Below are 20,199 nucleotides of genomic sequence, written 5' to 3'. Positions count from 1 at the left end.
ATGGTTAACCGAAGATTAAACGGGCGCCGTCAGCGCCCGACCGGAGTGGCCGCAGGCTTAGCTGCGGCGTGCGGGCTTCTTGCCGGGTGCGCCATTGTCGAAACCGACGCGGACGCGGGTGAAGCGCGATGCGCCGCCCTGCGCGTTCGGGATCTGCACATCCGCCTTCTGGAAGATGAACTGCGTGCCGCCGGCCGGAAGATCGACCGGATAGGCGACCTTTTGCGAGTAGATCGTGTTGTCGCCATCGACGACCTCGACCAGGATTGGCAGGGTCACGCGGCCCGGCGCACCGACAGGTCCGTCGACGAGGCGGCCCTGGACGACGACATTGATGGTCATCGTCGTTTCGTTTGCCGTGCACTGACGCGTCGCGTCGGCCAGCGATGCCTGGTAGACGAGCTTCTGCGGATCATCCTGACCGCCGCGTGCGTATTCCTGGCGTATCGCCGTCTGTTCGCGCAGAACGACCTGCGGGCAATAGGCCTGCACCACCGCCGGGGTTTCAGCCTGTGCCGTCGGCGCAAGGCCACCCGCCGGAGAGGACGAGTTGCAGCCGGCGAGCGCCGTCAGGAGGGATACCGTTACGAGACCATGGGAAATCTTGCCAAACACAATACTCAACCTTGTTCCATCCCTTTTGACCGGCTTGCCGCGCCAAACATGCTCATGGCGTAACGCAGCGCCGTTTTCCAGTCTTTCACCGCAGATTTCAATCGTCTATACCAGCGGCGCGAATAAAAATCGATTGGGGATTATCGGTCGTGGACTACATTTCTACCCGGGGCGAAGCGCCCGCTCTCGGCTTTCGTGATGCACTGCTGGCCGGCCTTGCCCGCGACGGTGGTCTTTACCTGCCGCGCCACTGGCCGCAGCTGTCCAAGCGGGACATCCGCAATCTGCGCGGAAAGTCCTATGCGGAAGTGGCTTTCGAGATCCTCAAGCATTTTGTCGACGGGGAAATTCCGGACGACAAGCTGAAGACCATGATCAACGAGGCCTATGCGACCTTCCGTCATCCGGCGGTCGTACCGCTCGTGCAGACCGGCCCGAACGATTTCGTTCTCGAGCTTTTCCACGGCACGACGCTTGCCTTCAAGGATGTGGCGATGCAGCTGCTGGCGCGGCTGATGGATCATGTTCTGGCCGAGCGCGGCGAGCGCGCGACGATCGTCGGCGCGACATCGGGCGATACGGGCGGTGCGGCGATCGATGCCTTTGCCGGGCGCGACCGGACCGATATCTTCATCCTCTTTCCCGAAGGCAAGGTATCGCCGGTGCAGCAGCGCCAGATGACCTCGTCGACCGCATCCAACGTGCATGCGGTGGCGCTCAAGGGCAATTTCGACGACTGCCAGAACATCGTGAAAGAGATGTTCAACGATGTTGCCTTCCGCGACCGGGTGAAGCTTTCGGGCGTCAACTCGATCAACTGGGCCCGCATCATGGCGCAGGTGGTCTATTACTTTACAGCTGCTGTTTCGCTCGGCGGACCGGATCGCAAGGTATCGTTCACGGTGCCAACCGGCAATTTCGGCGATATTTTCGCGGGCTATGTGGCCAAGAAGATGGGCCTGCCGATCGACCGGCTGGTGATTGCCACCAATGACAACGACATTCTTGCCCGCACCCTGAAGACCGGGCGCTACGAGATGCAGGGCGTGATGGCGACCACGTCGCCGTCGATGGATATCCAGATCTCGTCGAATTTCGAGCGGCTTCTGTTTGAAGCCTATGGCCGCGATCCGAGCGCCGTGCGCTCATCCATGGAGAGCCTGAAGCAATCGGGTGCGTTCGAAATCAAGCCGGAAGCGCTGAAGGCGATCAAGCGCGAATTCCGCGCCGGCCGCGCCACGCAGGAGCAGGTTGCCGAGACAATCCGTGAGACGCTGGAAGCCACCGGATACCTGCTCGACCCGCATACGGCGACCGGTGTTTTCGTGGCTCAGAAGAACGCGCGACCCGGCAGCCCGATGGTGACATTGGCCACGGCGCACCCCGCCAAATTCCCGGCGGCGGTAAAATCCGCTTGCGGAATTGATCCGGCACTTCCATCATGGCTCGCTGATCTGATGCACAGGGAGGAGCGCTTCGATACGCTGGACGCCGAGCTGAAGGCCGTTGAAACATTCATCGGCGACCACGCACGGGCAAACTGAGCCAGTTATCGGCAGTGCCGGAAAGACGCGAAGACGTGAATATGAATGTTGAAATCACCCGGCTCCCCTCCGGGCTCACAGTCGTGACCGAGACCATGCCACACCTGGAGAGCGTCGCGCTCGGTGTGTGGATCAAGTCCGGAGCCCGCAACGAGACCGAGAACGAGCACGGCATCGCGCATCTTCTCGAGCACATGGCGTTCAAGGGCACAGCGAGGCGCAGTGCCCGCGATATCGCCGAGCAGATCGAGGATGTCGGCGGCGAACTCAATGCCGCGACTTCGACCGAAACCACATCCTATTACGCAAGGGTGCTCAAGGACCACGTGCCGCTCGCGGTCGATATCCTTGCCGATATCCTGACGGAATCGGAATTCGACGAGGAAGAGCTGCGCCGCGAAAAGCACGTCATCCTGCAGGAAATCGGCGCGGCCAACGACACGCCCGACGACGTGGTGTTCGACCGCTTTTCCGAAGTCGCCTATCGCGGCCAGACGATCGGGCGCGCCATTCTCGGCACGCCGGAGACGGTAAAAGGGTTCACGCCGCCGCAGATCCGCGGCTATCTCTCGCGCAATTATACGACCGACCGGATGTTCATCGTCGCGGCCGGCGCTGTCGACCACCAGGTGTTCTGCAAGCAGGTCGAGGAGCGGTTCGCCAGCCTGCCGACCATGCCGAGTGCGACGCCCGTTCTCGAGCCCGCCCATTATATCGGCGGCGACACCCGCGAAGACCGCGACCTGATGGATGCCCAGCTGCTGATCGGCTTCGAGGGCAAGGCCTATCACCAGCGGGACTTCTACTGCTCGCAGATTCTCGCCAACATCCTCGGCGGCGGCATGTCCTCGCGGCTGTTCCAGGAAGTGCGCGAGCGTCGGGGCCTTTGCTATTCGGTTTATGCATTCCATTGGGGCTTTTCCGATACGGGCATTTTCGGCGTCCATGCGGCGACCAACGGCGACGAGTTGCCGAACCTCGTGCCTGTCGTCGTCGAAGAGCTGCGCAAGGCGTCCGAGACGATCCATCAGGCGGAAATCGACCGGGCACGTGCGCAGATCCGTGCCCAGCTTCTGATGGGCCAGGAAAGCCCTGCCGCCCGCGCCGGCCAGATCGCCCGCCAGATGATGCTCTACGGCAAGCCGATCCCCAATGACGAGATGATGGAACGCCTGGAGGGGATCACCACCCAGCGGCTGACCGATCTTGCCGGACGTCTGTTCTTCGACACGGTGCCTACGCTTTCGGCGGTTGGGCCGATCGCACAACTGCCGTCGATGGAAGAGATCGCGGCGTCGCTTTCCTCACCAGGCGTGACAACCAAAAAGGCGGCCGGCTGATCAAGCCGCCTGCCCTGCCCGGAGCACACAAGCACCATGGCCAAGTCCGTGTTTCGGTTCCTATCGCGACATCCGGACACACCGGAGATCTCAGGCGAGCGCCACATCATGCGCCTGCCACTCTATGCCGACTACAAGGCCTGGATGACGCTGCGGTCGCAAAGCCGGGCGTTCCTGCAGCCGTGGGAGCCAACCTGGCGTCCTGACGAGCTGACGGAATCGGCGTTTCGCGCTCGCGTGGTGCGCGCCACCCAGGAACATGCGTCAGGCGTTGCCATGCCGATGCTGCTTTTCCGCCGCGACACGATGGAGCTTTTGGGGGGCCTGACGATCGGCCATATCCGCCGCGGCGCGTCGCAAAGCTGCATGGTCGGCTACTGGATGGGCGAGAAACATTCGGGCCAAGGCCATATGTTGGCCGCATTGGAGATGGCTATCCCCTACATCTACGGCGGACTTCAGTTGCACCGGATCGAGGCAGCCTGTATTCCGGACAATTGGAAAAGCATCCGGCTTCTCGAAAAGGCCGGATTCGAGCGGGAAGGTCTTTTGCGGAAATATCTCAAGATCAATGGTGAGTGGCGCGACCACGTGATTTTCTCCCGACTGCCAGAAGATGGTGAATTTGCGAAAATGCTGAACACATGATGCTGCGTCACATGAGTTTCTCGGCCATGCCGCGCCTGCCGTCGGTTCTTGGAATTGTTTCCGCTGTCTTGATGTTTCTTGCGGCGGCGACGTTTGCACAGGCGGCCGAGCCGGTGAAAATCTCGCGCGACGACACCGCGCTCGACCTGACCCGCACGACCGACATCTACGCCAACCAGGGCGAGGCCTTTCAGGTTTCCACGGCCGCTGCTGCCGACGGTATCCGTCGCCGCATCGAGGTGCGCGCATCTTCGCCGTCGCACCAGGGCGACTGGGCGGTGTTTGCGCTTTCCAACGTTTCCGAAGAGCAGCTGGAGCGGGTGATCGTCGCGCCGCATTTCCGGCTCGTAAATTCCAAGGTTTTCTGGCCGGATCTCGGCTCGCAGCGCATCATCTCGATCACGCCATCGGAAGGGTTTGCGCTCGACCGTATCGCCAGCCCCGATGCCGACGTGTTCCGCATCACGCTCAATCCGGGCGCCACGATCACCTTCGTCGCCGAGCTTTCGACGCCGGCGCTGCCGCAGATCTATCTCTGGCAACCGGATGCCTACAAGGATTCGGTCAACTCGTTCACGCTCTACAAGGGCATCGTGCTCGGCATTGCCGGTCTGCTTGCGGTGTTCCTGACCATTCTGTTCGTGGTCAAGGGAACATCCATGCTGCCGGCGGCGGCAGCCCTTGCCTGGGCGGTGCTTGCCTATATCTGCGTCGACTTCGGGTTTCTTGACAAGCTTATCAGCGTGACATCGTCCGACGAGCGAATATGGCGTGCCGCAGCCGAAGTGGCGCTTGCCTCGTCGCTCGTCATCTTTCTGTTCACCTATCTCAACCTCAACCGCTGGCACGTGCACCTTGGTTATGCGACGCTTGCCTGGGTGGCCGGCCTCGTGCTCCTCGGCGGTGTGGCAATCTACGATCCGTCTGTCGCATCGGGTATCGCGCGGCTTTCGTTTGCGCTGACCGGCACTGTTGGCATCCTCCTGATCGTCTATCTCGGCTTCAACCGCTATGACCGCGCCATCCTTCTGGTGCCGACATGGGCGCTGTTGCTGGTCTGGCTGTTCGGCGGATGTCTTACGGTGACGGGCCAGCTCGACAACGACATCGTGCAGCCGGCGCTTGGCGGCGGACTGGTTCTGATCGTGCTTCTGATCGGCTTTACCGTGATGCAGCACGCCTTTGCCGGCGGCGCCTACCAGCAGGGTCTCTTTTCCGATCTGGAGCGGCAGTCGCTGGCGCTGACCGGTTCGGGCGACACAGTTTGGGACTGGGATGTGGCGCGCGACCGCGTGGTGACCACGCCCGACATCTCGACGCGGCTCGGCCTCGAGCAAGGCTCCATGCACGGGCCGGTGCGCAACTGGCTGCCGCGGCTTCACCCCGATGACCGCGACCGGTTCCGCGCCACGCTGGACGTGCTTCTGGAACATCGCCGCGGCCGGTTGAACCACGAATTCCGGATTCGCGCAGAAGACGGGCATTTCCACTGGCTGCAGATCCGCGCACGGCCGGTGCTCGGCTCAAACGGCGAAATCATCCGCTGCGTCGGCACCGTCATCGATGTGACCGAGCAGAAGAACTCGATCGAGCGTCTGCTGCAGGACGCGATGCATGACAACCTGACCGGGTTGCCGAACCGCCAGGTGTTCCTCGACCGTCTGCAATCGGTACTGACGCTGGCACCCGGCGACGGGCATCTGCGCCCAACCGTCATGGCGATCGACATCGACCGCTACAAGCAGGTCAACGACTCGCTCGGAATTGCCGCGGGCGACAACATTCTGATCGCGCTGACGCGGCGCCTGCGTCGTCTCTTGAAGCCTCAAGACACGCTGGCACGGCTTGCCGGCGACCAGTTCGGCCTCATCCTTGTGTCCGAGCGGGACCCGGGCAAGGTCGCGGATTTTGCGGATGCGGTGTCCAAGGCAATCATGGTGCCGATCAACTTCGCCAACCGCGAGATCGTGCTCACCGCCTCGATCGGCCTAGCCTCCTGGGTAGATCAGCAGGAAAGCGCCCCGGGACTTCTCGCCGATGCGGAACTGGCGATGTACCGGGCCAAGCGAGCCGGCGGCAATCGCGTCGAACCGTTCCGTCCGGCATTCCGCTCGACCGGTACAGATCGTCTGCAGATCGAAACCGACCTTCGCCGCGCCATCGAGCGACGCGAACTGACACTCGCATACCAGCCGATCATCCGGCTTGTGGATGGCGAGATTGCCGGCTTCGAAGCGCTGATGCGTTGGGAACATCCCAAGCGCGGCAGCATTCCGCCCTCCGAATTCATTCCGATCGCCGAAATGTCGGACCTGATCGGACCTCTCGGCCTCTTTGCGATGGAACGGGCGGCCTCAGACCTCACGTCCTGGCAGGCACAAACCGGTTCGCTGCCGATCTTCGTATCCGTCAACGTCTCGAGTGCGCAGCTCCTGAACGCCGATCTCTACAATGACGTCCGGGCATTGCTGCAGAGGACGCAGGTGGCACCGGGGCAGCTCAAGCTGGAGCTGACGGAGTCGCTGATGATGGAGAACCCGGAGCAGGCGCGTCTTGTTCTGGCCAAGCTCAAAGAGACCGGCCTCAGCCTCGCGCTCGACGACTTCGGTACCGGATACTCTTCGCTCGGCTATCTCACGCAGTTCCCGTTCGACACGATCAAGCTCGACCAGTCGCTGGTGCGCGATGCAACCGACAAGCGCGCAGTGCTGCTGCGCTCGGTCATCGCCATGGCGCGGGCGCTCGAGATGGACGTGGTGGCTGAGGGCATCCAAACCGACGAAGACGCGGCAGAGCTTGCCAAGATGGGCTGCCATTTCGGACAGAGCTACCTGTTCGGCCCGCCGGCGACGACGGATGCGATTGGCCGACTCTTGAAAGAACGGTTTCCGCTGACGAAACGGGCTTGAGTTCCGACTTTCTCATCCTGCCCTTGTGGCGGGGATGAGGGAGACCGGCTATCGCTCTCGTCAACCAAGCCTCACCTGTGTTTCGAGCAGCCTGACAGGCCTGATGTCAGGCCCGTCCGCGTGCATAGAGCCTGATCACACAGCCGTTGCCATCGCAGCGCCGCTCATGGCTTCCCAAGTCGCGCCCGGATGCTGACGGCGGTTTTCCTGGATCATGTCGTGGATGAACTGCAGCTTGGTGGTGACCGCCGGGGCGAGGATGAACGGATAGAGATCCGGCACACCCATGGCCCTATGGATGCTGTTCAATGCCATGCTGAACGGAATCCACGCCCGAACGAGCTGCTCGGCGCTCGCTGCCTCGTAGGGCTGGAACGCAACTTCTGCCGCCAGTTCGCCGTGGCGTCTCGGATCGATCGACAGGCCGTAGGCGCGTGCCATTTCCAGCGTATCGACGATATGGATGTAGTGGGCGAAGGTCTCGGCGAAATCCTCCCACGGATGCGAGCTCGCATAGGTGCTGATGTACGACTGCTGCCAGCCAACCGGCGGGCCTTCTTCGTAGTTGCGGCGCAACGCGTCGGCATAATCCATCGTCTCGTCGCCGAACACGGCGCGGAATGCATCGGTCCTGCCGCCGTCGCGGATGAGCTTGTCCCAGATGTAGTGGCCGGTCTCGTGGCGGAAGTGGCCGAGCATCGTGCGATAGGGCTCGTTCATCGAGATGCGGATCTGCTCGCGCGTCGCGTCGTCGGCTTCGGCAGCGCGGATGGCGATCAGGCCGTCTTCGTGGCCGGTCATGGCGGGCTTCACCGTTCCATCCGGCTGGATCTCGTCGATCAGGAAATCGAAGACGAGGCCGCCCTGCGGATCTTCTTCGCGGTTGGTGCGCGGCAGGTTCCATTTCATCAGCGAATAGAACAGATGGCGCTGCGCCTGGCTGATGCGACGCCACTGGTCGAGCCCCTCCTCGGTCGAGGCGTCAGGCACCAGGCGGTTGTGCCGGCAAGCCGGGCAAAACGGGTTGGGGTCCTCGGCAACGACCGTCCAGTTGCAGATATCCAGGCTGCTGTTGGCACAGAGCCGCACCTTGCTGTCGAGGTCGCCGAACAGGTGCCAGGTCGGGTCCGCCACGGGAGCGTCGGGACCCGCAACCATTTCGTCCTGCTCCAGAGCCATGATGGCGAGCTTTTCCGGAACGAAAGCCAGTTTGTAACCGCAGTGGACGCAGTTGCGATTGTCGAAATAAACCGGTTGGCCGCAGTGATCGCAGTCGAAGAGGCGCATGGACAGATCCGCTAGACGAAGTGGAAGTTGGGGTGAACTGAATTCTGGATGATAAAAAACCTGCCCCGGTAGGACCGGAACAGGTTTCTGGATTTGGCGGATTCGGATCGCTTAGGCGCGATCAACGATGTCCTTGCCCGCTTCCTTGATCTTACCCTTGGCCTGCTGGGCTTCGCCCTTGGCTTCCTGGGCAGCGCCCTTGGCTTCCAGCTCGTGGTTGTCGGTCATGTCGCCGACAGCCTGCTTGACCTTACCGGAGACTTCATTGCCCATTCCGGAAATTTTATCGCTGGTGCTACCCATAGTGTTTCTCCTTGAGCTTAGCGGCATCGTTTTCGATGTCTTGCACTAAGAGAACTCCGAGCCTTGGCAGTTCGTTCCGGCATAGCTCAAGAATTTCAGAAATTCAGGCGTGGCCGGCGTCGGAGGACAGCATTGCGGGCGTCACGCCCATCGAGGCGAGCGCGCGCTCGTACTTGTCTTCCAGCGTCGTACCGAAGATCAGATCTTCGCTGGCCGGGCAGTTCAGCCAGCCGTTGCTGGAAATCTCCCGCTCCAACTGTCCTGCACCCCAGCCTGCGTAACCGAGCAGCATGGTGGCGCGTGATGGCCCCCTGCCGTCACAGATGGCGCGGATGATATCGAGCGTGGCGGTGAGCGAGATATCGTCGCTGACGGGAATGGAGGATTCGCTCGAGAAGTCGTCGGAATGCAGCACGAAGCCGCGACCGGTTTCCACCGGACCTCCAGACAGGATCGGGAACTCACGGCATTCGTGCGGGAGAGCGATGATCTCGTGCTCGTCCAAGAGCTTGAGGTGCCGCAACACTTCCGTGAAGGAAATTTCCTGGGCGCGGTTGATGATAAACCCCATGGCGCCGGCCGGAGAATGGGCGCAGACATAGATGACCGTGCGGGAGAAATTGGTATCCTGCATGCTCGGCATCGCAATCAGGAACTGTCCGTCAAGAAACCCGCGTTCGCGACCGCCCTTGCCGCCGTCGTCCTGAGCACCCGAGAGAAGCGAAAAAGCCATCATGCCTCCACCTGCAGCGCTTTGAAACCTATTCTAGCAAAACTGCGGCCGTTTGAAATGTCTGTACTGACTGTCTTTGAAGGCCGGGCTCGCCTGGTTGTGAGAGCGTGCCGTGGCTGCTGCTTCACAGCAGCGTTCCTGAAACATGGGGCACGAACCGCGGCGATCAACGGAAAATGATCCTGTTTTTCGAAAGCGCTGCTGGTTCGTTCAACATTTAACGGTTAATCCCTGAGCGATGAGGAGCCTGACCCCAATTCGAACCACAACCGCAAACCTGTTGCTTGGTGCTGCCATCTGCCTTGGATTGCAGACGGCGGCGGCCGATGCTCTGGCGGAAATGACGCCCTGGGCCACCAACGAGGGCGGCCGCATGCGGATCGTCACCATGCCTCCAGAGCCTGATGGAACCGTGCGCGGGGCTCTGCAGATCGAGCCGAAGGATGGCTGGATCACCTATTGGAAAGAGCCGGGTGAAGCGGGCATTCCGCCGCAACTGACATTTTCGCGCGAAAGCGGGATCACCTCCCAGACGATGTCCTATCCGGTTCCAAAGCTGATCACCAACGGTGACGTGACCGACATCGGCTATGATCGCGCCGTGGCATTTCCGTTTGCGCTGAAGCTCGACAAGCCGACCAAGGCGGGGCAAGCCTCACAGGTCTTGCCTTTGGGGGCAGCAAGCATCGACGTTTCCGCGTTTATCGGCATTTGCCGTAATATCTGCATACCCTTCCAGGCCGAATTCTCTCTGCCGATGAAAGCGGTCCGGGGCACGCCGGTGGAAGAGGCAATGATCCTCAACGCCGCCAGTGCCGCACTCCCCTCGCCTCCGGCCAACGATTTTGCCGTGACTGATTATGCGATGGTGAAGGGCGGAAAGGTTCTACGGCTGACGCTGCGGCTGCCGGACAGTGCGACCGCGCCGCCGCAGGTGGTGGTGACCGGTCCCGAGGGGCATGTGCTCTTCGAAAGCGTCGATGCGAAGCGGCAGGGTCATGCCTATACGCTGGATATGCCGGTGGGCAAATTGCCTGACAATTACGACATCAGCGGCAAACGGTGGGGCATTCTGGCGACCAGCGGCAGTCGGTCCATGGAGACGTCCATCGTTTTCGACTGAGACCCCTCCCGTCTTCGCTTGCCTCTTGCCGACCGCGACCTATAGTTCCGCCGAACGGCAAACTTCAAGCAAACAGGAGATCCCATGACCATCGCCATCGGTGAAAAACTACCCAGCGCCACCTTCAAGGAAAAGACTGCTGACGGCCCGGTCGAGATCTCGACGGACGCGCTGTTTGCCGGCAAGAAGGTCGTGCTGTTTGCGGTACCCGGCGCCTTCACGCCCACCTGCACGCTGAACCACCTGCCCGGCTATCTCGACAATCGCGACGCGCTGCTTGCCAAGGGCGTCGACGACATCGCCGTCGTTGCCGTCAACGACTGGCATGTAATGGGCGCCTGGGCACAGCAGACCGGCGGCATGGACAAGATCCATTTTCTGGCCGACTGGGACGGTGCCTTTACCAAGGCGATGGGCCTCGATGCCGATCTTTCCGCCGGCGGGCTTGGCGTGCGCTCCAAGCGCTACGCGATGCTGGTCGAGGACGGTGTGGTGAAGTCACTCGACATCGAGGAAAGCCCTGGCCAGGCGACCGTCTCGGGTGCCGACGCGATGCTGGAACGCCTCTAAGTCAATTAGTATTCCATGAGATCGTTTGAGGGGCTCATGCCCCTCATTCCCATTGCGAATGAGACGCTGCGAGGGGCTAGAGCCCGCCTCGAACCATTACACTGCCATATCGAAAACCATCAGGCCCGACACGCCGCCATCGGATGCGGCGACAATTCGTTCGGCGACGGTAATATGGTCGGGATGGACGAGATAGGCGTCACGGCTTTCCAGCGTGTCGAAGGTGACGATGAAGCCGTCGAGGAAGCCGCCGTTCAGGCCTTCCGATGAGGCGTTCGGGCCGGACTTCACATCAACAATGCCGGGAATGAGCGTTTTGAGGCCGTGAACGGCGTCGTAGATTTCCTGCTTCTCTGCCGGCTGCAATGCAGTCTTGAAACGCATGAAGACGCAATGAAGGATCATCGGTGGGTCCACCCTATGGCTGTTCTGTATGGCGCGAAATCGTCGTGGAGCCTGCTTCAACGCTATGCACGACGGGAAACCGCTTCGCACCTTTGCTGTAAACCACCCTCAAGAGCAACCGCTACTTTCTCTTGAAAGGCGCCATGCCGGTGCGGGCCAGTTCGTCGGCGCGTTCGTTTTCCGGATGGCCTGCATGGCCCTTGACCCAGTGCCATTTGACCTTGTGGCGCTGGTTGGCGACATCGAGCTGCTGCCACAACTCACCGTTCTTGACGGGCTTCTTATCGGCCGTCTTCCAGCCGTTTTTCTTCCAGCCGAAGATCCACTTGGAAATGCCGTCCATCACGTATTTGCTGTCGGTGTGGAGATCGACCTCGCACGTGTCCTTGAGCGCGTTGAGGGCGCTGATGGCCGCCATGAGTTCCATGCGGTTGTTGGTCGTTTCGGCCTCGCCGCCAGACAGTTCCTTGGTGGTTTCGCCGTAACGCAGGATGGCGCCCCAGCCACCCGGGCCGGGATTGCCGGAACAGGCGCCGTCGGTGAAAATGTCGACCTGTTTCATGATGTCAGTCCATAATCTGCAGCAGAGGAAATGCCGCGGTGGAACCGCAGCTTGCGGAGGTATTCGAGCGGATCCTTCTTGACCACCAGCGCGCCCTCGGGCGTCGTCAGCCAGTCATAGAGCCGGGTGAGGAAGAAGCGCAGGGCCGAGCCGCGGGCAAGCACCGGCAATGCGGCGATCTCCGCATCAGACAGTGGACGGACGCTGCGATATCCTTCCAGCATCGCCATACCCTTCTCAACGTTATAGCTGCCGTCCGCTTCGAAGCACCAGGCATTGAGGCAGATGGATACGTCGTAGGCGAGCAGGTCGTTGCAGGCGAAATAGAAGTCGATCAGCCCCGACAGTTCGTCGCCGAGGAAGAAGACGTTGTCCTGAAACAGATCCGCATGGATGACACCCGCCGGCAGATCCTTCGGCCAATGGGCGGCGAGAAATTCCAGTTCCGAGGTGATCTCGTCCTGCAGCCCCGTTTCGACCTCGTCGGCGCGGTCCGCGGATTTCTCCCACAGGACCTTCCAGCCATCGAGCGACAGCGCATTGGGGCGCTTGATCTTAAACCCCTCGCCGGCGAGATGCATCTGCGCCAGCGCCTTGCCGACCTCGCGGCAATGGCGGGCTTCCGGACGTCTCAACCACATCCCCTCGAGAAACGAGATGAGGGCGGCCGGCCGGGTGGAAAGTTCGCCTAGCAACTGCCCGTCGCGGCGTGGCAAAGGCAGCGGGCAGGACAGACCCCGATCGGCCAGGTGCTGCATCAGGCCCAGAAAGAACGGCAGGTCGGATTTCTCGACGCGTTTTTCATACAGCGTCAGGATCAGCGGATCACGTGTGGTGTGGAGCAGGAAATTCGAGTTCTCGACGCCCTCGGCAATGCCCTTGTAGGACGTGAGCTCCCCGACATCATATTCGGCCAGGAACCGGTTCAGGTCGATTTCGGTGATATCGGTATAGACGGCCAAGATTTCGTCCCGCTGATGATCGTTGCGCTGGATCTCTTCCTAGCGGCTTGGCCGGTGCTTCGCTAGAGCCGAAGGCGGTTCATCCAGCGGAGAGAGGGCGCTCGCCGTTGACCCAGGCCATGTCTTCGATGGTGAGGGGGACGGAGCGGAGTTCGCGGTTGACGAGGAAGTTTTCGGTTTCCTCGGCGGTGATCGCAAGCTCGATTTCGGCCGAAAACCGTTGCTTGAAGGCTTCGATGATTTCGTCGACGATGACTTCCGGGGCAGAGGCGCCGGCGGATAGGCCGAGCGTCTGGATCTGGCCGATCTCATCCCAGTTCAGCTCGGAGGCGCGCTGCACCAGGATCGAACGTCTGGCGCCGGCCCGCAGTGCGACTTCGACGAGACGCTTGGAGTTCGACGAGTTGGGTGCGCCCACCACGATGAAGAGATCGCAGCCGGGTGCTGCTTCCTTGACGGCTTCCTGGCGGTTGGTGGTGGCGTAGCAGATGCTGTCGGCTGCGGGTGCCGTCAGGTTCGGGAAGCGTTCCTGCAGCTTGGCGATGACACCGGCCGTATCATCCACTGACAGCGTCGTCTGGGTAACGTAACCGAGATTGTCAGGATCGGCGGGGATATAGGCTTCGGCATCGGCGATCGTGTCGACGAGCGAGACCGTGCCTTCCGGCAACTGGCCCATTGTGCCGATCACTTCCGGATGTCCAGCATGGCCGATCAGGACCACATGGCGGCCCAGCCGCTGGTGGCGCATCGCCTGCTTGTGGACTTTTGAGACGAGCGGGCATGTGGCATCGAGATAGAAAAGATTGCGGGCCTGGGCATCCTCGGGCACCGATTTCGGCACGCCATGAGCGGAAAATACCACCGGCTGTTGGCGATGCTCCGCCGGGATCTCATCCAGTTCCTCAACGAAGACGGCGCCCTTGGCTTCCAGTCCCTCGACGACATAGCGGTTGTGGACGATCTCGTGACGGACATAGACCGGCGCGCCATAGGCTTTCAGCGCCAGCACGACGATCTGGATTGCCCGATCGACGCCGGCGCAAAAGCCGCGCGGACCGCAGAGGCGGATCGTGAGAGCCGGTTTTGTGACCTGGATGTTCATGTCGCTTCCGTAAGCCGTTGCAGTCCCCATATAGGCGAGCCGGCTCCGCCACGCCAAGAAAAAAGTGACGGCTATGGCGTCGCAGGCTTGGCACGGCGCCACCATGCGCCGATGACGACCGCCACCAGTGCCGCTGCAAGCCCGTACCAGGTGAAGGCATATTGGAGGTGGCTGTTGGGGAGATCGAACTGGGTGACGCCGCCCTTCGGCCAGCCGCCGGGATTTTGAACCTGAGCATCCACATCGACAAAGAACGGCAGGGTTTTGGCCGGATCGAGACCTGATGACGACGCCATGACGTCGAGATCCTTCCAGAAGAAGATGTTCTTGGCGATATCGTTGTCGGGCACGATGGAGGATGGCTTTTGCGCCAGACGGCTGCGGGCATAACCGGTCAGCCGCTGCTCGCGCGTGACTTCGCCGGCCGTGCGCGTCGAGACCTCTTTCATCTCGTAGGGAATGAAGCCGCGATTGACGAGAAGGGCGCGACCATCGGAAAGGATCAGCGGGGTGTAGACGTAAAAACCGGTCTGGCCCTGAAACGTGGCGAAGAAATGCCGTTCTTTCGTGTGGTCGAACGTGCCTGAAAGCGCGACGCGGCGGTATTCGATATCGCCGCCATCCGCCGCGATCCGCTCGATGTCTGCCAGCGGTACGGGATCTGCGCTGCGCCGCTCGGCGATATCGGCGAGCAGGCCTTCCTTCCAGTGCAGCCGTTCCATCTGCCAGGTGCCGAGAGCAAGGAGGATGGCGAGCGAGGCCAGGATGAGGGTGATTGTGGCGATGGTGCGCACAAGACTGCGGGAGCGCCTTGAAGAGGCCGGCTGTCGCTCGGTCAACTGATGCATGCTAGACCAGCTCGATACGGAGATTGCGGCCGACAGCTGTCGCAGCACGGCGCAACGTCAGAAGGGTAACCGAGGGATTGTTCGGGTCGAGCAATCGATCAAGCTGCTGACGGCTGGAATTCATCCGCTCGGCCATGGCAGTCTTCGTGAGGCCTTCCTGTTGCATGGCCGCCCGTAACTGGTCGGCAATCACCTGTTTCAGGGCAATCGTCTCGGTTTCCTCCAGCAGGCCATCGGCTTCAAGGAAATCGTCGAAAGTCTGTGTCCTGTCGATATAGCCCTTTTGCTCCGTCATAGTTCCACATCCCGTTTTCGTGCCAGCGCGAGGTCAAGATCCTGAGCCGGTGTCTTCTGGGTCTTCTTTTCAAAGCCGTGGAGAAGGATCATCTCACCCTCGTGAATGAAAAAGATCACCCGTGCGATGCGCCCGCCGGAGAGGTTGGTCCGAACTTCCCACAGTCCATTTCCGAGAGAGCGGCAATAGGGCATGCCCAACGGCCAGCCAAACTCGACCCTTTGGATATCGATACCGATCTGCCGCCTGTCTTCTCTCGTGAGATCCATCAGCCAATCGCGCACCGGCCTGCGCCCGTGTGCGGTCGCGTAGAACCTTCCGACGATCTTTTTCGGCAAATCCGTCATCACGGCGCATTGTACCAATTTTGGTACACTTTCGCAACAAAAAAGGGCGGCATCGGCCGCCCTTCGAAGTGTCGTTTGTTCTCAATGCGCCAGCGGTGCGCCCCAGCCGCCCCAGATGTAGATGGAGAAGAACAGGAACAGCCAGACGACGTCGACGAAGTGCCAGTACCAGGCGGCTGCTTCGAAGCCGAAGTGTTTCTCCGAGGTGAAGCCGCCGTTCATGGCGCGTATGAGGCATACCAGCAGGAAGATGGTGCCGATCAGAACGTGGAAACCGTGGAAGCCGGTGGCCATGAAGAACGTGGCGCCATAGATCGAATTGGCGAATTCGAACGGGGCGTGGGCGTATTCGTAGACCTGCACTGCCGAAAAGAAGACGCCGAGTGCGACCGTCAGAGCCAGGCCCGTGACGAGACCCTTGCGGTCGTTGTGCAACAGCGCGTGGTGAGCCCAGGTGACGCAGGTGCCCGACAGCAGCAGGATGATCGTGTTATAGAGCGGCAGATGCCATGGATCGAGAACCTCGATGCCCTTTGGCGGCCATTGTCCGCCGAGAACCTGTGTTCTGGACGCCTGGATCGCCTCGTTGGCGTAAAGGCTGGCGTCAAAGAAGGCCCAGAACCAGGCGACGAAGAACATCACTTCCGACGCGATGAACATGATCATGCCATAGCGCAGATGCAGCGACACGACGCGCGTATGGGCGCCCGCATTACCTTCCTTGATCGTATCCGACCACCAGCCGATCATCACGTAGATGACGATCGCGAGGCCGATGAAGAAGACCCATGGCGTTGCCAGGTTCATGCCGAAAATGTGAAATTCCGAACCCTTCAGGTAGCGCATGTATCCGACGCCACCGAACGCCATGACGAAGGCGCCGATCGAGGCGAGAAGCGGCCAAGGGCTGGGGTCGATAATGTGATAATCGTGGTTCTTCTGGTGCGCTTCTGCCATGCCTGCCCCTCCCAAGGGTGCTTACCGCAAGTGTTCCACCCGCCAAGAACGGCGGGCCATTTTAAAGCTTACTGCCCTTATCCTGCACTTCATTCCGCAAGGCCGCAACCGGCTTCGGCGCCGGCTCCTTGCCCGGATAGAAGGTGTAGGACAGGGTAATGGTCTTGATGTTCTTCGTCTCGTTCGCCTTGACGATCTCGGGATCGACGAAGAAGACGACCGGCATATCGATCGTCTGGCCCGGCTGCAGGGTCTGCTCGGTGAAGCAGAAGCACTGGACCTTGTTGAAATAGACCGCCGCCTCCATGGGGGTGACGTTGAAGACCGCGGTTCCAGTCGTCGCCACCGGCGAACGGTTCTTCGCGGTAAACGACACCTGCCCGGTTTCGCCGATCTTAAGCTCCACAGGTTTCGAAGGCTTGAAATCCCAGTTCAGGCCGGGCGACACATTGGCGTCGAACGTGACCTTGATGGTCTTCTCGAGGATCGTATCGGAATATTGCTCGCTGCGCTGGGTGGTGCCGTTATAGCCGGTGACCTGACAGAAGAGGCGGTAGAGCGGAACGGACGCATAGGCGGCGCCCACCATGCAGGTGACGAACACAGCGCAGCCGGCAAAGATCGCGGCATTGCTGACCCGCTTTGCCTGACCATGGCCCGGCCGCTGGGCGTTGCCCTGACCATTCCCGTGAACCTCTCCTCCCATTTGCCTCCTCCTCAAGCGTTCTGGGTCAGTTGCCGACGCCGCCGACTTTGACCAGCGTCATCACGTAGAAAAGGACGACCAGTCCGGCGAGGACCAGTCCCAGCGCCACATTTCTGTTGCGGCGGGACTTTTTCTGGGCGTCGTTGAGCTTGACGGTGTCAATCATAGAAGGCTTCCGATCAGGGTCGCCACACCGGCTGCCGCGTGGTCGGCAAGCAGCGCGGAAAAGATGATGAAGAGATAAAAGATCGAGTAACCGAACATCTTGCGGGCCGGCACCATCCGCTCGTCGCCTTCAGGCATGCGCAGGACTGAGATGGAACAGGCAATGAAGATGAGCCCCAGCACGCCGGCAAATAGGCCGTAGCCGATGCTGGCAAGGCCGGTGAAGCTGGGTGCGACGCCGAGAACAGCCGTCAGAACCGCATAGGCGAACATCTGGATTTTGGTGGAACGCTCGCCGGCGACGTTCGGCATCATCGGCACGCCGACCGAGCCGTAATCGCGCATCTTGTAGAGCGCCAGCGCCCAGAAGTGGGCAGGCGTCCAGAGGAAGATGATGAGGAACAGGATGACGCTGTCGAGCGAAATGCCGCCGGTGACGCAGGCCCAGCCGATCATGGGCGGGAAGGCGCCGGAGGCACCGCCGATGACGATGTTCTGCGGCGTCGAGCGCTTCAGCCACATCGTATAGACGACGGCGTAAAAGAAGATGGTGAAGGCGAGCAGGCCGGCGGCCAGCCAGTTGACGGCAAGGCCGAGGATCGCCACCGAAAAGACCGACAGCGTCAGGCCGAAGGCAAGCGCTTCGCTCGGCCGCACGCGACCATCCGGGATGGGGCGCTTGGCGGTGCGGGTCATGACGGCATCGATATCGGCGTCGTACCACATGTTGAGCGCGCCGGACGCACCGGCGCCAACGGCGATACAGAGGACCGAGATTGCAGCGAGAACCGGATTGAGCGTGCCGGGCGCCAGAACGAGACCTGCGAACGCCGTGAAGACGACGAGCGACATGACCCGCGGCTTCAGAAGTTCGAAGAAATCGCGTGCGCCCGCTTCAGACAGGAACAGGCCTGCGTCATTGCCGAGAGCGTCGCGATCATCGATAACTGTCATGAGACCTAAAAACCTTGCATTTTCGGGGGACAGCGCGCTTCACACGCGATGTCCCTTGGTCGGAACGCTGCCTTTAGCGGATGCGCGGCAGCTGCTCCCACTGGTGGTAAGGCGGCGGCGAAGACAGCTGCCACTCGAGCGTCGTTGCACCTTCACCCCATGGATTGTCGCCGGCGACACGCTTCTTGGCGAAGGCTTCCCAGACGCCGAAGAGGAAGACCAGAACACCGGCGAAGGAGATGTAGGAACCGATCGAGGAGATGTAGTTCCAGCCCACGAAGGCATCCGGATAATCGATATAGCGACGCGGCATGCCGGCGAGACCGAGGAAATGCTGCGGGAAGAACACCAGGTTCACGCCCACGAACATCACCCAGAAATGCAGGTGTGCCACCTTCTCGCTATACATGTAGCCGAACATTTTCGGGAACCAGTAATACCAGCCGGCAAAGATTGCAAATACGGCGCCGAGCGACAGGACGTAGTGGAAGTGAGCCACCACGTAATAGGTGTCGTGCAGCGACCGGTCGAGGCCGGCATTGGCGAGCTGGACGCCGGTGACGCCGCCCACGGTAAACAGGAAGATGAAGCCGATCGCCCAGACCATCGGCGCCTTGAAGGTGATCGAGCCACCCCACATCGTCGCGATCCAGGAGAAGATCTTGATGCCGGTCGGCACCGCGATGACCATGGTTGCGAAGACGAAGTAGCGCTGCGCATCGAGCGACAGGCCGACCGTGTACATGTGGTGGGCCCAGACGATAAAGCCGACCGCGCCGATCGCCACCATCGCATAGGCCATGCCGAGATAGCCGAAGACCGGCTTTTTCGAGAAGGTCGAGATGATGTGGCTGACGATGCCGAAGCCGGGCAGGATCAGGATGTAGACTTCCGGGTGACCGAAGAACCAGAACAGGTGCTGGTAGAGGATCGGATCGCCGCCGCCTTCAGGCGAGAAGAACGTTGTTCCGAAGTTGCGGTCGGTCAGCGCCATGGTGATGGCACCGGCGAGAACCGGCAGAGACAGAAGCAGCAGGAAGGCAGTAACCAGAACGGCCCAGGCAAACAGGGGCATCTTGTGCAGTGTCATGCCCGGAGCGCGCATGTTGAGAATGGTGGTGATGAAGTTGATCGCACCGAGGATCGACGAGGCACCTGCAACGTGGAGTGCGAGGATCGCCAGATCGACGGCCGGACCCGGATGACCCGAGGTCGACAGCGGCGGATACATGGTCCAGCCGCCGCCCGCGCCGTATGCACCGGACGGGCCTTCGACGAACATCGACAGCATCAGAAGCAGGAAGGCCGGGATGATCAGCCAGAAGGAGATGTTGTTCAGGCGCGGGAAGGCCATGTCAGGCGCGCCGATCATGATCGGCACCATCCAGTTGGCAAAACCGCCGATCATCGCCGGCATGACCATGAAGAAGATCATGATCAGCGCGTGCGCGGTGGTGAACACATTGTACATGTGCTTGCCGCCATCGATCGCGGCATCGCCCTCAAAACCGTAGACCATGGCCGCCAGACCGTGGAAGATCTGGATGCCCGGTTCCTGCAGCTCCATGCGCATCGCAACCGACAGAAGGCCGCCGAGGACGCCCGCCATGATCGCGAAGATCAGATAGAGCGTACCGATATCCTTGTGGTTGGTCGAAAACAGCCAGCGGGCGGCAAAGCCCGGTGTGTGGGAATGATGATCGCCATGCGCATGCGCATCGTCGTGAGACGCGCGGGCATGGGCATCATGAGCATGGTCGTCATGGGCGTGAGCGCCATGGGGATCCGTATGAGTGGTATGTCCGGCCATTATCGTCAGCC

General features: G+C 61.1%; 22 protein-coding genes. 6 read left to right on the top strand and 16 right to left on the bottom strand.

The features are described 5' to 3' along the window. Positions 1-57 precede the first annotated feature (57 nt). Entirely contained in the window at positions 58-615 is a 558-nt protein-coding gene (locus tag ASF70_RS10250) for a hypothetical protein (protein ID WP_062453611.1), read from the bottom strand. Positions 616-764: 149 nt separating this feature from the next. Between ASF70_RS10250 and thrC the strand changes: the two genes are divergently transcribed. The 4 genes from thrC to ASF70_RS10230 are packed head-to-tail and all read left to right on the top strand — an operon-like array spanning position 765 to position 7,056. Continuing rightward, on the top strand, positions 765-2,159 hold the full coding sequence (gene thrC, locus ASF70_RS10245) for a threonine synthase (protein ID WP_062579452.1): 1,395 nt from the start codon (positions 765-767) through the stop codon (positions 2,157-2,159). 41 nt (positions 2,160-2,200) lie between these two features. Beyond that, on the top strand, positions 2,201-3,499 hold the full coding sequence (locus tag ASF70_RS10240) for a pitrilysin family protein (protein WP_062453613.1): 1,299 nt from the start codon (positions 2,201-2,203) through the stop codon (positions 3,497-3,499). A 36-nt stretch (positions 3,500-3,535) separates the two neighbouring features. Further along, complete coding sequence (locus ASF70_RS10235) at positions 3,536-4,147, top strand: GNAT family protein (protein WP_062453614.1); 612 nt, start codon at positions 3,536-3,538, stop codon at positions 4,145-4,147. An 11-nt stretch (positions 4,148-4,158) separates the two neighbouring features. Beyond that, the gene (locus ASF70_RS10230) at positions 4,159-7,056 is read left to right on the top strand and encodes an EAL domain-containing protein (protein ID WP_062580190.1); all 2,898 of its coding nucleotides are present in this window, start codon (positions 4,159-4,161) and stop codon (positions 7,054-7,056) included. A 135-nt stretch (positions 7,057-7,191) separates the two neighbouring features. On the opposite strand, the gene ASF70_RS10225 is transcribed toward ASF70_RS10230, so the two are convergent. The 3 genes from ASF70_RS10225 to ASF70_RS10215 form a co-directional block, all read right to left on the bottom strand. Further along, positions 7,192-8,343: a putative zinc-binding metallopeptidase gene (locus tag ASF70_RS10225; protein WP_082471851.1), complete on the bottom strand. Its 1,152-nt coding sequence runs from the start codon at positions 8,341-8,343 to the stop codon at positions 7,192-7,194. A 111-nt stretch (positions 8,344-8,454) separates the two neighbouring features. Beyond that, positions 8,455-8,646 carry a CsbD family protein gene (locus ASF70_RS10220; RefSeq protein ID WP_062453615.1) on the bottom strand — a complete coding sequence of 64 codons (192 nt, stop codon included), beginning with the start codon at positions 8,644-8,646 and terminating at the stop codon, positions 8,455-8,457. 103 nt (positions 8,647-8,749) lie between these two features. Beyond that, positions 8,750-9,379, bottom strand: a complete 630-nt coding sequence (locus ASF70_RS10215) for a YqgE/AlgH family protein (RefSeq protein ID WP_062579450.1) — start codon at positions 9,377-9,379, stop codon at positions 8,750-8,752. 280 nt (positions 9,380-9,659) lie between these two features. On the opposite strand from ASF70_RS10215, the gene ASF70_RS10210 reads away from it, so the two are divergent. Next, positions 9,660-10,502, top strand: a complete 843-nt coding sequence (locus tag ASF70_RS10210; protein ID WP_244474004.1) for a protein-disulfide reductase DsbD domain-containing protein — start codon at positions 9,660-9,662, stop codon at positions 10,500-10,502. Between the two features lie 84 nt (positions 10,503-10,586). After that, complete coding sequence (locus ASF70_RS10205; RefSeq protein WP_062453618.1) at positions 10,587-11,072, top strand: peroxiredoxin; 486 nt, start codon at positions 10,587-10,589, stop codon at positions 11,070-11,072. A gap of 96 nt (positions 11,073-11,168) precedes the next feature. Here ASF70_RS10205 and ASF70_RS10200 read toward each other — a convergent pair whose 3' ends face one another. The 12 genes from ASF70_RS10200 to ctaD form a co-directional block, all read right to left on the bottom strand. Beyond that, positions 11,169-11,477, bottom strand: coding sequence for a Dabb family protein (locus ASF70_RS10200; protein WP_062453619.1), 309 nt, complete (start codon positions 11,475-11,477; stop codon positions 11,169-11,171). Positions 11,478-11,598: 121 nt separating this feature from the next. Further along, a complete protein-coding gene (gene rnhA / locus ASF70_RS10195; RefSeq protein ID WP_244474026.1) occupies positions 11,599-12,042 on the bottom strand; it encodes a ribonuclease HI in 444 nt (147 codons plus the stop codon). After that, entirely contained in the window at positions 12,036-13,001 is a 966-nt protein-coding gene (locus tag ASF70_RS10190; RefSeq protein ID WP_062579444.1) for a homoserine kinase, read from the bottom strand. Before ASF70_RS10190 ends, rnhA begins: the two co-directional genes overlap by 7 nt. 79 nt (positions 13,002-13,080) lie before the next feature. Continuing rightward, complete coding sequence (gene ispH, locus ASF70_RS10185; RefSeq protein ID WP_062453623.1) at positions 13,081-14,106, bottom strand: 4-hydroxy-3-methylbut-2-enyl diphosphate reductase; 1,026 nt, start codon at positions 14,104-14,106, stop codon at positions 13,081-13,083. A gap of 71 nt (positions 14,107-14,177) precedes the next feature. Further along, entirely contained in the window at positions 14,178-14,945 is a 768-nt protein-coding gene (locus ASF70_RS10180) for an SURF1 family protein (protein WP_062580188.1), read from the bottom strand. A gap of 10 nt (positions 14,946-14,955) precedes the next feature. Continuing rightward, positions 14,956-15,249, bottom strand: coding sequence for a helix-turn-helix domain-containing protein (locus tag ASF70_RS10175; protein WP_062579442.1), 294 nt, complete (start codon positions 15,247-15,249; stop codon positions 14,956-14,958). Beyond that, a complete protein-coding gene (locus tag ASF70_RS10170) occupies positions 15,246-15,596 on the bottom strand; it encodes a type II toxin-antitoxin system RelE/ParE family toxin (protein WP_062453625.1) in 351 nt (116 codons plus the stop codon). Before ASF70_RS10170 ends, ASF70_RS10175 begins: the two co-directional genes overlap by 4 nt. 81 nt (positions 15,597-15,677) lie before the next feature. Beyond that, on the bottom strand, positions 15,678-16,553 hold the full coding sequence (locus ASF70_RS10165) for a cytochrome c oxidase subunit 3 (RefSeq protein ID WP_062579441.1): 876 nt from the start codon (positions 16,551-16,553) through the stop codon (positions 15,678-15,680). 61 nt (positions 16,554-16,614) lie between these two features. Beyond that, complete coding sequence (locus tag ASF70_RS10160; protein ID WP_062579439.1) at positions 16,615-17,259, bottom strand: cytochrome c oxidase assembly protein; 645 nt, start codon at positions 17,257-17,259, stop codon at positions 16,615-16,617. 25 nt (positions 17,260-17,284) lie between these two features. Then, positions 17,285-17,425 (bottom strand): hypothetical protein, encoded by a 141-nt coding sequence (locus tag ASF70_RS23945; protein WP_062453628.1) that lies wholly within the window; start codon positions 17,423-17,425, stop codon positions 17,285-17,287. Next, positions 17,422-18,378: a heme o synthase gene (gene cyoE, locus ASF70_RS10150; RefSeq protein ID WP_062579437.1), complete on the bottom strand. Its 957-nt coding sequence runs from the start codon at positions 18,376-18,378 to the stop codon at positions 17,422-17,424. Before cyoE ends, ASF70_RS23945 begins: the two co-directional genes overlap by 4 nt. Before the next feature lie 73 nt (positions 18,379-18,451). Next, positions 18,452-20,188 carry a cytochrome c oxidase subunit I gene (gene ctaD, locus ASF70_RS10145; protein WP_062579435.1) on the bottom strand — a complete coding sequence of 579 codons (1,737 nt, stop codon included), beginning with the start codon at positions 20,186-20,188 and terminating at the stop codon, positions 18,452-18,454. Between the last annotated feature and the right edge of the window lie 11 nt (positions 20,189-20,199).

The sequence above is a fragment of the Rhizobium sp. Leaf321 genome (assembly GCF_001423215.1).
GTDB lineage: Bacteria > Pseudomonadota > Alphaproteobacteria > Rhizobiales > Rhizobiaceae > Neorhizobium > Neorhizobium soli.
This window is presented reverse-complemented; position numbering and strand designations above follow the sequence as displayed.

Coding starts and splice junctions, on each gene's coding strand:
- ispH (WP_062453623.1), bottom strand. CDS start 14,106: ATGAACATCCAGGTCACAAAACCGGCTCTCACGATCCGCCTCTGCGGT.
- ASF70_RS10165 (WP_062579441.1), bottom strand. CDS start 16,553: ATGGCAGAAGCGCACCAGAAGAACCACGATTATCACATTATCGACCCC.
- ASF70_RS10160 (WP_062579439.1), bottom strand. CDS start 17,259: ATGGGAGGAGAGGTTCACGGGAATGGTCAGGGCAACGCCCAGCGGCCG.
- ASF70_RS10170 (WP_062453625.1), bottom strand. CDS start 15,596: ATGACGGATTTGCCGAAAAAGATCGTCGGAAGGTTCTACGCGACCGCA.
- ASF70_RS23945 (WP_062453628.1), bottom strand. CDS start 17,425: ATGATTGACACCGTCAAGCTCAACGACGCCCAGAAAAAGTCCCGCCGC.
- ASF70_RS10240 (WP_062453613.1), top strand. CDS start 2,201: ATGAATGTTGAAATCACCCGGCTCCCCTCCGGGCTCACAGTCGTGACC.
- ASF70_RS10175 (WP_062579442.1), bottom strand. CDS start 15,249: ATGACGGAGCAAAAGGGCTATATCGACAGGACACAGACTTTCGACGAT.
- ASF70_RS10215 (WP_062579450.1), bottom strand. CDS start 9,379: ATGGCTTTTTCGCTTCTCTCGGGTGCTCAGGACGACGGCGGCAAGGGC.
- ASF70_RS10200 (WP_062453619.1), bottom strand. CDS start 11,477: ATGATCCTTCATTGCGTCTTCATGCGTTTCAAGACTGCATTGCAGCCG.
- ASF70_RS10230 (WP_062580190.1), top strand. CDS start 4,159: ATGAGTTTCTCGGCCATGCCGCGCCTGCCGTCGGTTCTTGGAATTGTT.
- ASF70_RS10205 (WP_062453618.1), top strand. CDS start 10,587: ATGACCATCGCCATCGGTGAAAAACTACCCAGCGCCACCTTCAAGGAA.
- ctaD (WP_062579435.1), bottom strand. CDS start 20,188: ATGGCCGGACATACCACTCATACGGATCCCCATGGCGCTCACGCCCAT.
- cyoE (WP_062579437.1), bottom strand. CDS start 18,378: ATGACAGTTATCGATGATCGCGACGCTCTCGGCAATGACGCAGGCCTG.
- ASF70_RS10220 (WP_062453615.1), bottom strand. CDS start 8,646: ATGGGTAGCACCAGCGATAAAATTTCCGGAATGGGCAATGAAGTCTCC.
- ASF70_RS10225 (WP_082471851.1), bottom strand. CDS start 8,343: ATGCGCCTCTTCGACTGCGATCACTGCGGCCAACCGGTTTATTTCGAC.
- ASF70_RS10235 (WP_062453614.1), top strand. CDS start 3,536: ATGGCCAAGTCCGTGTTTCGGTTCCTATCGCGACATCCGGACACACCG.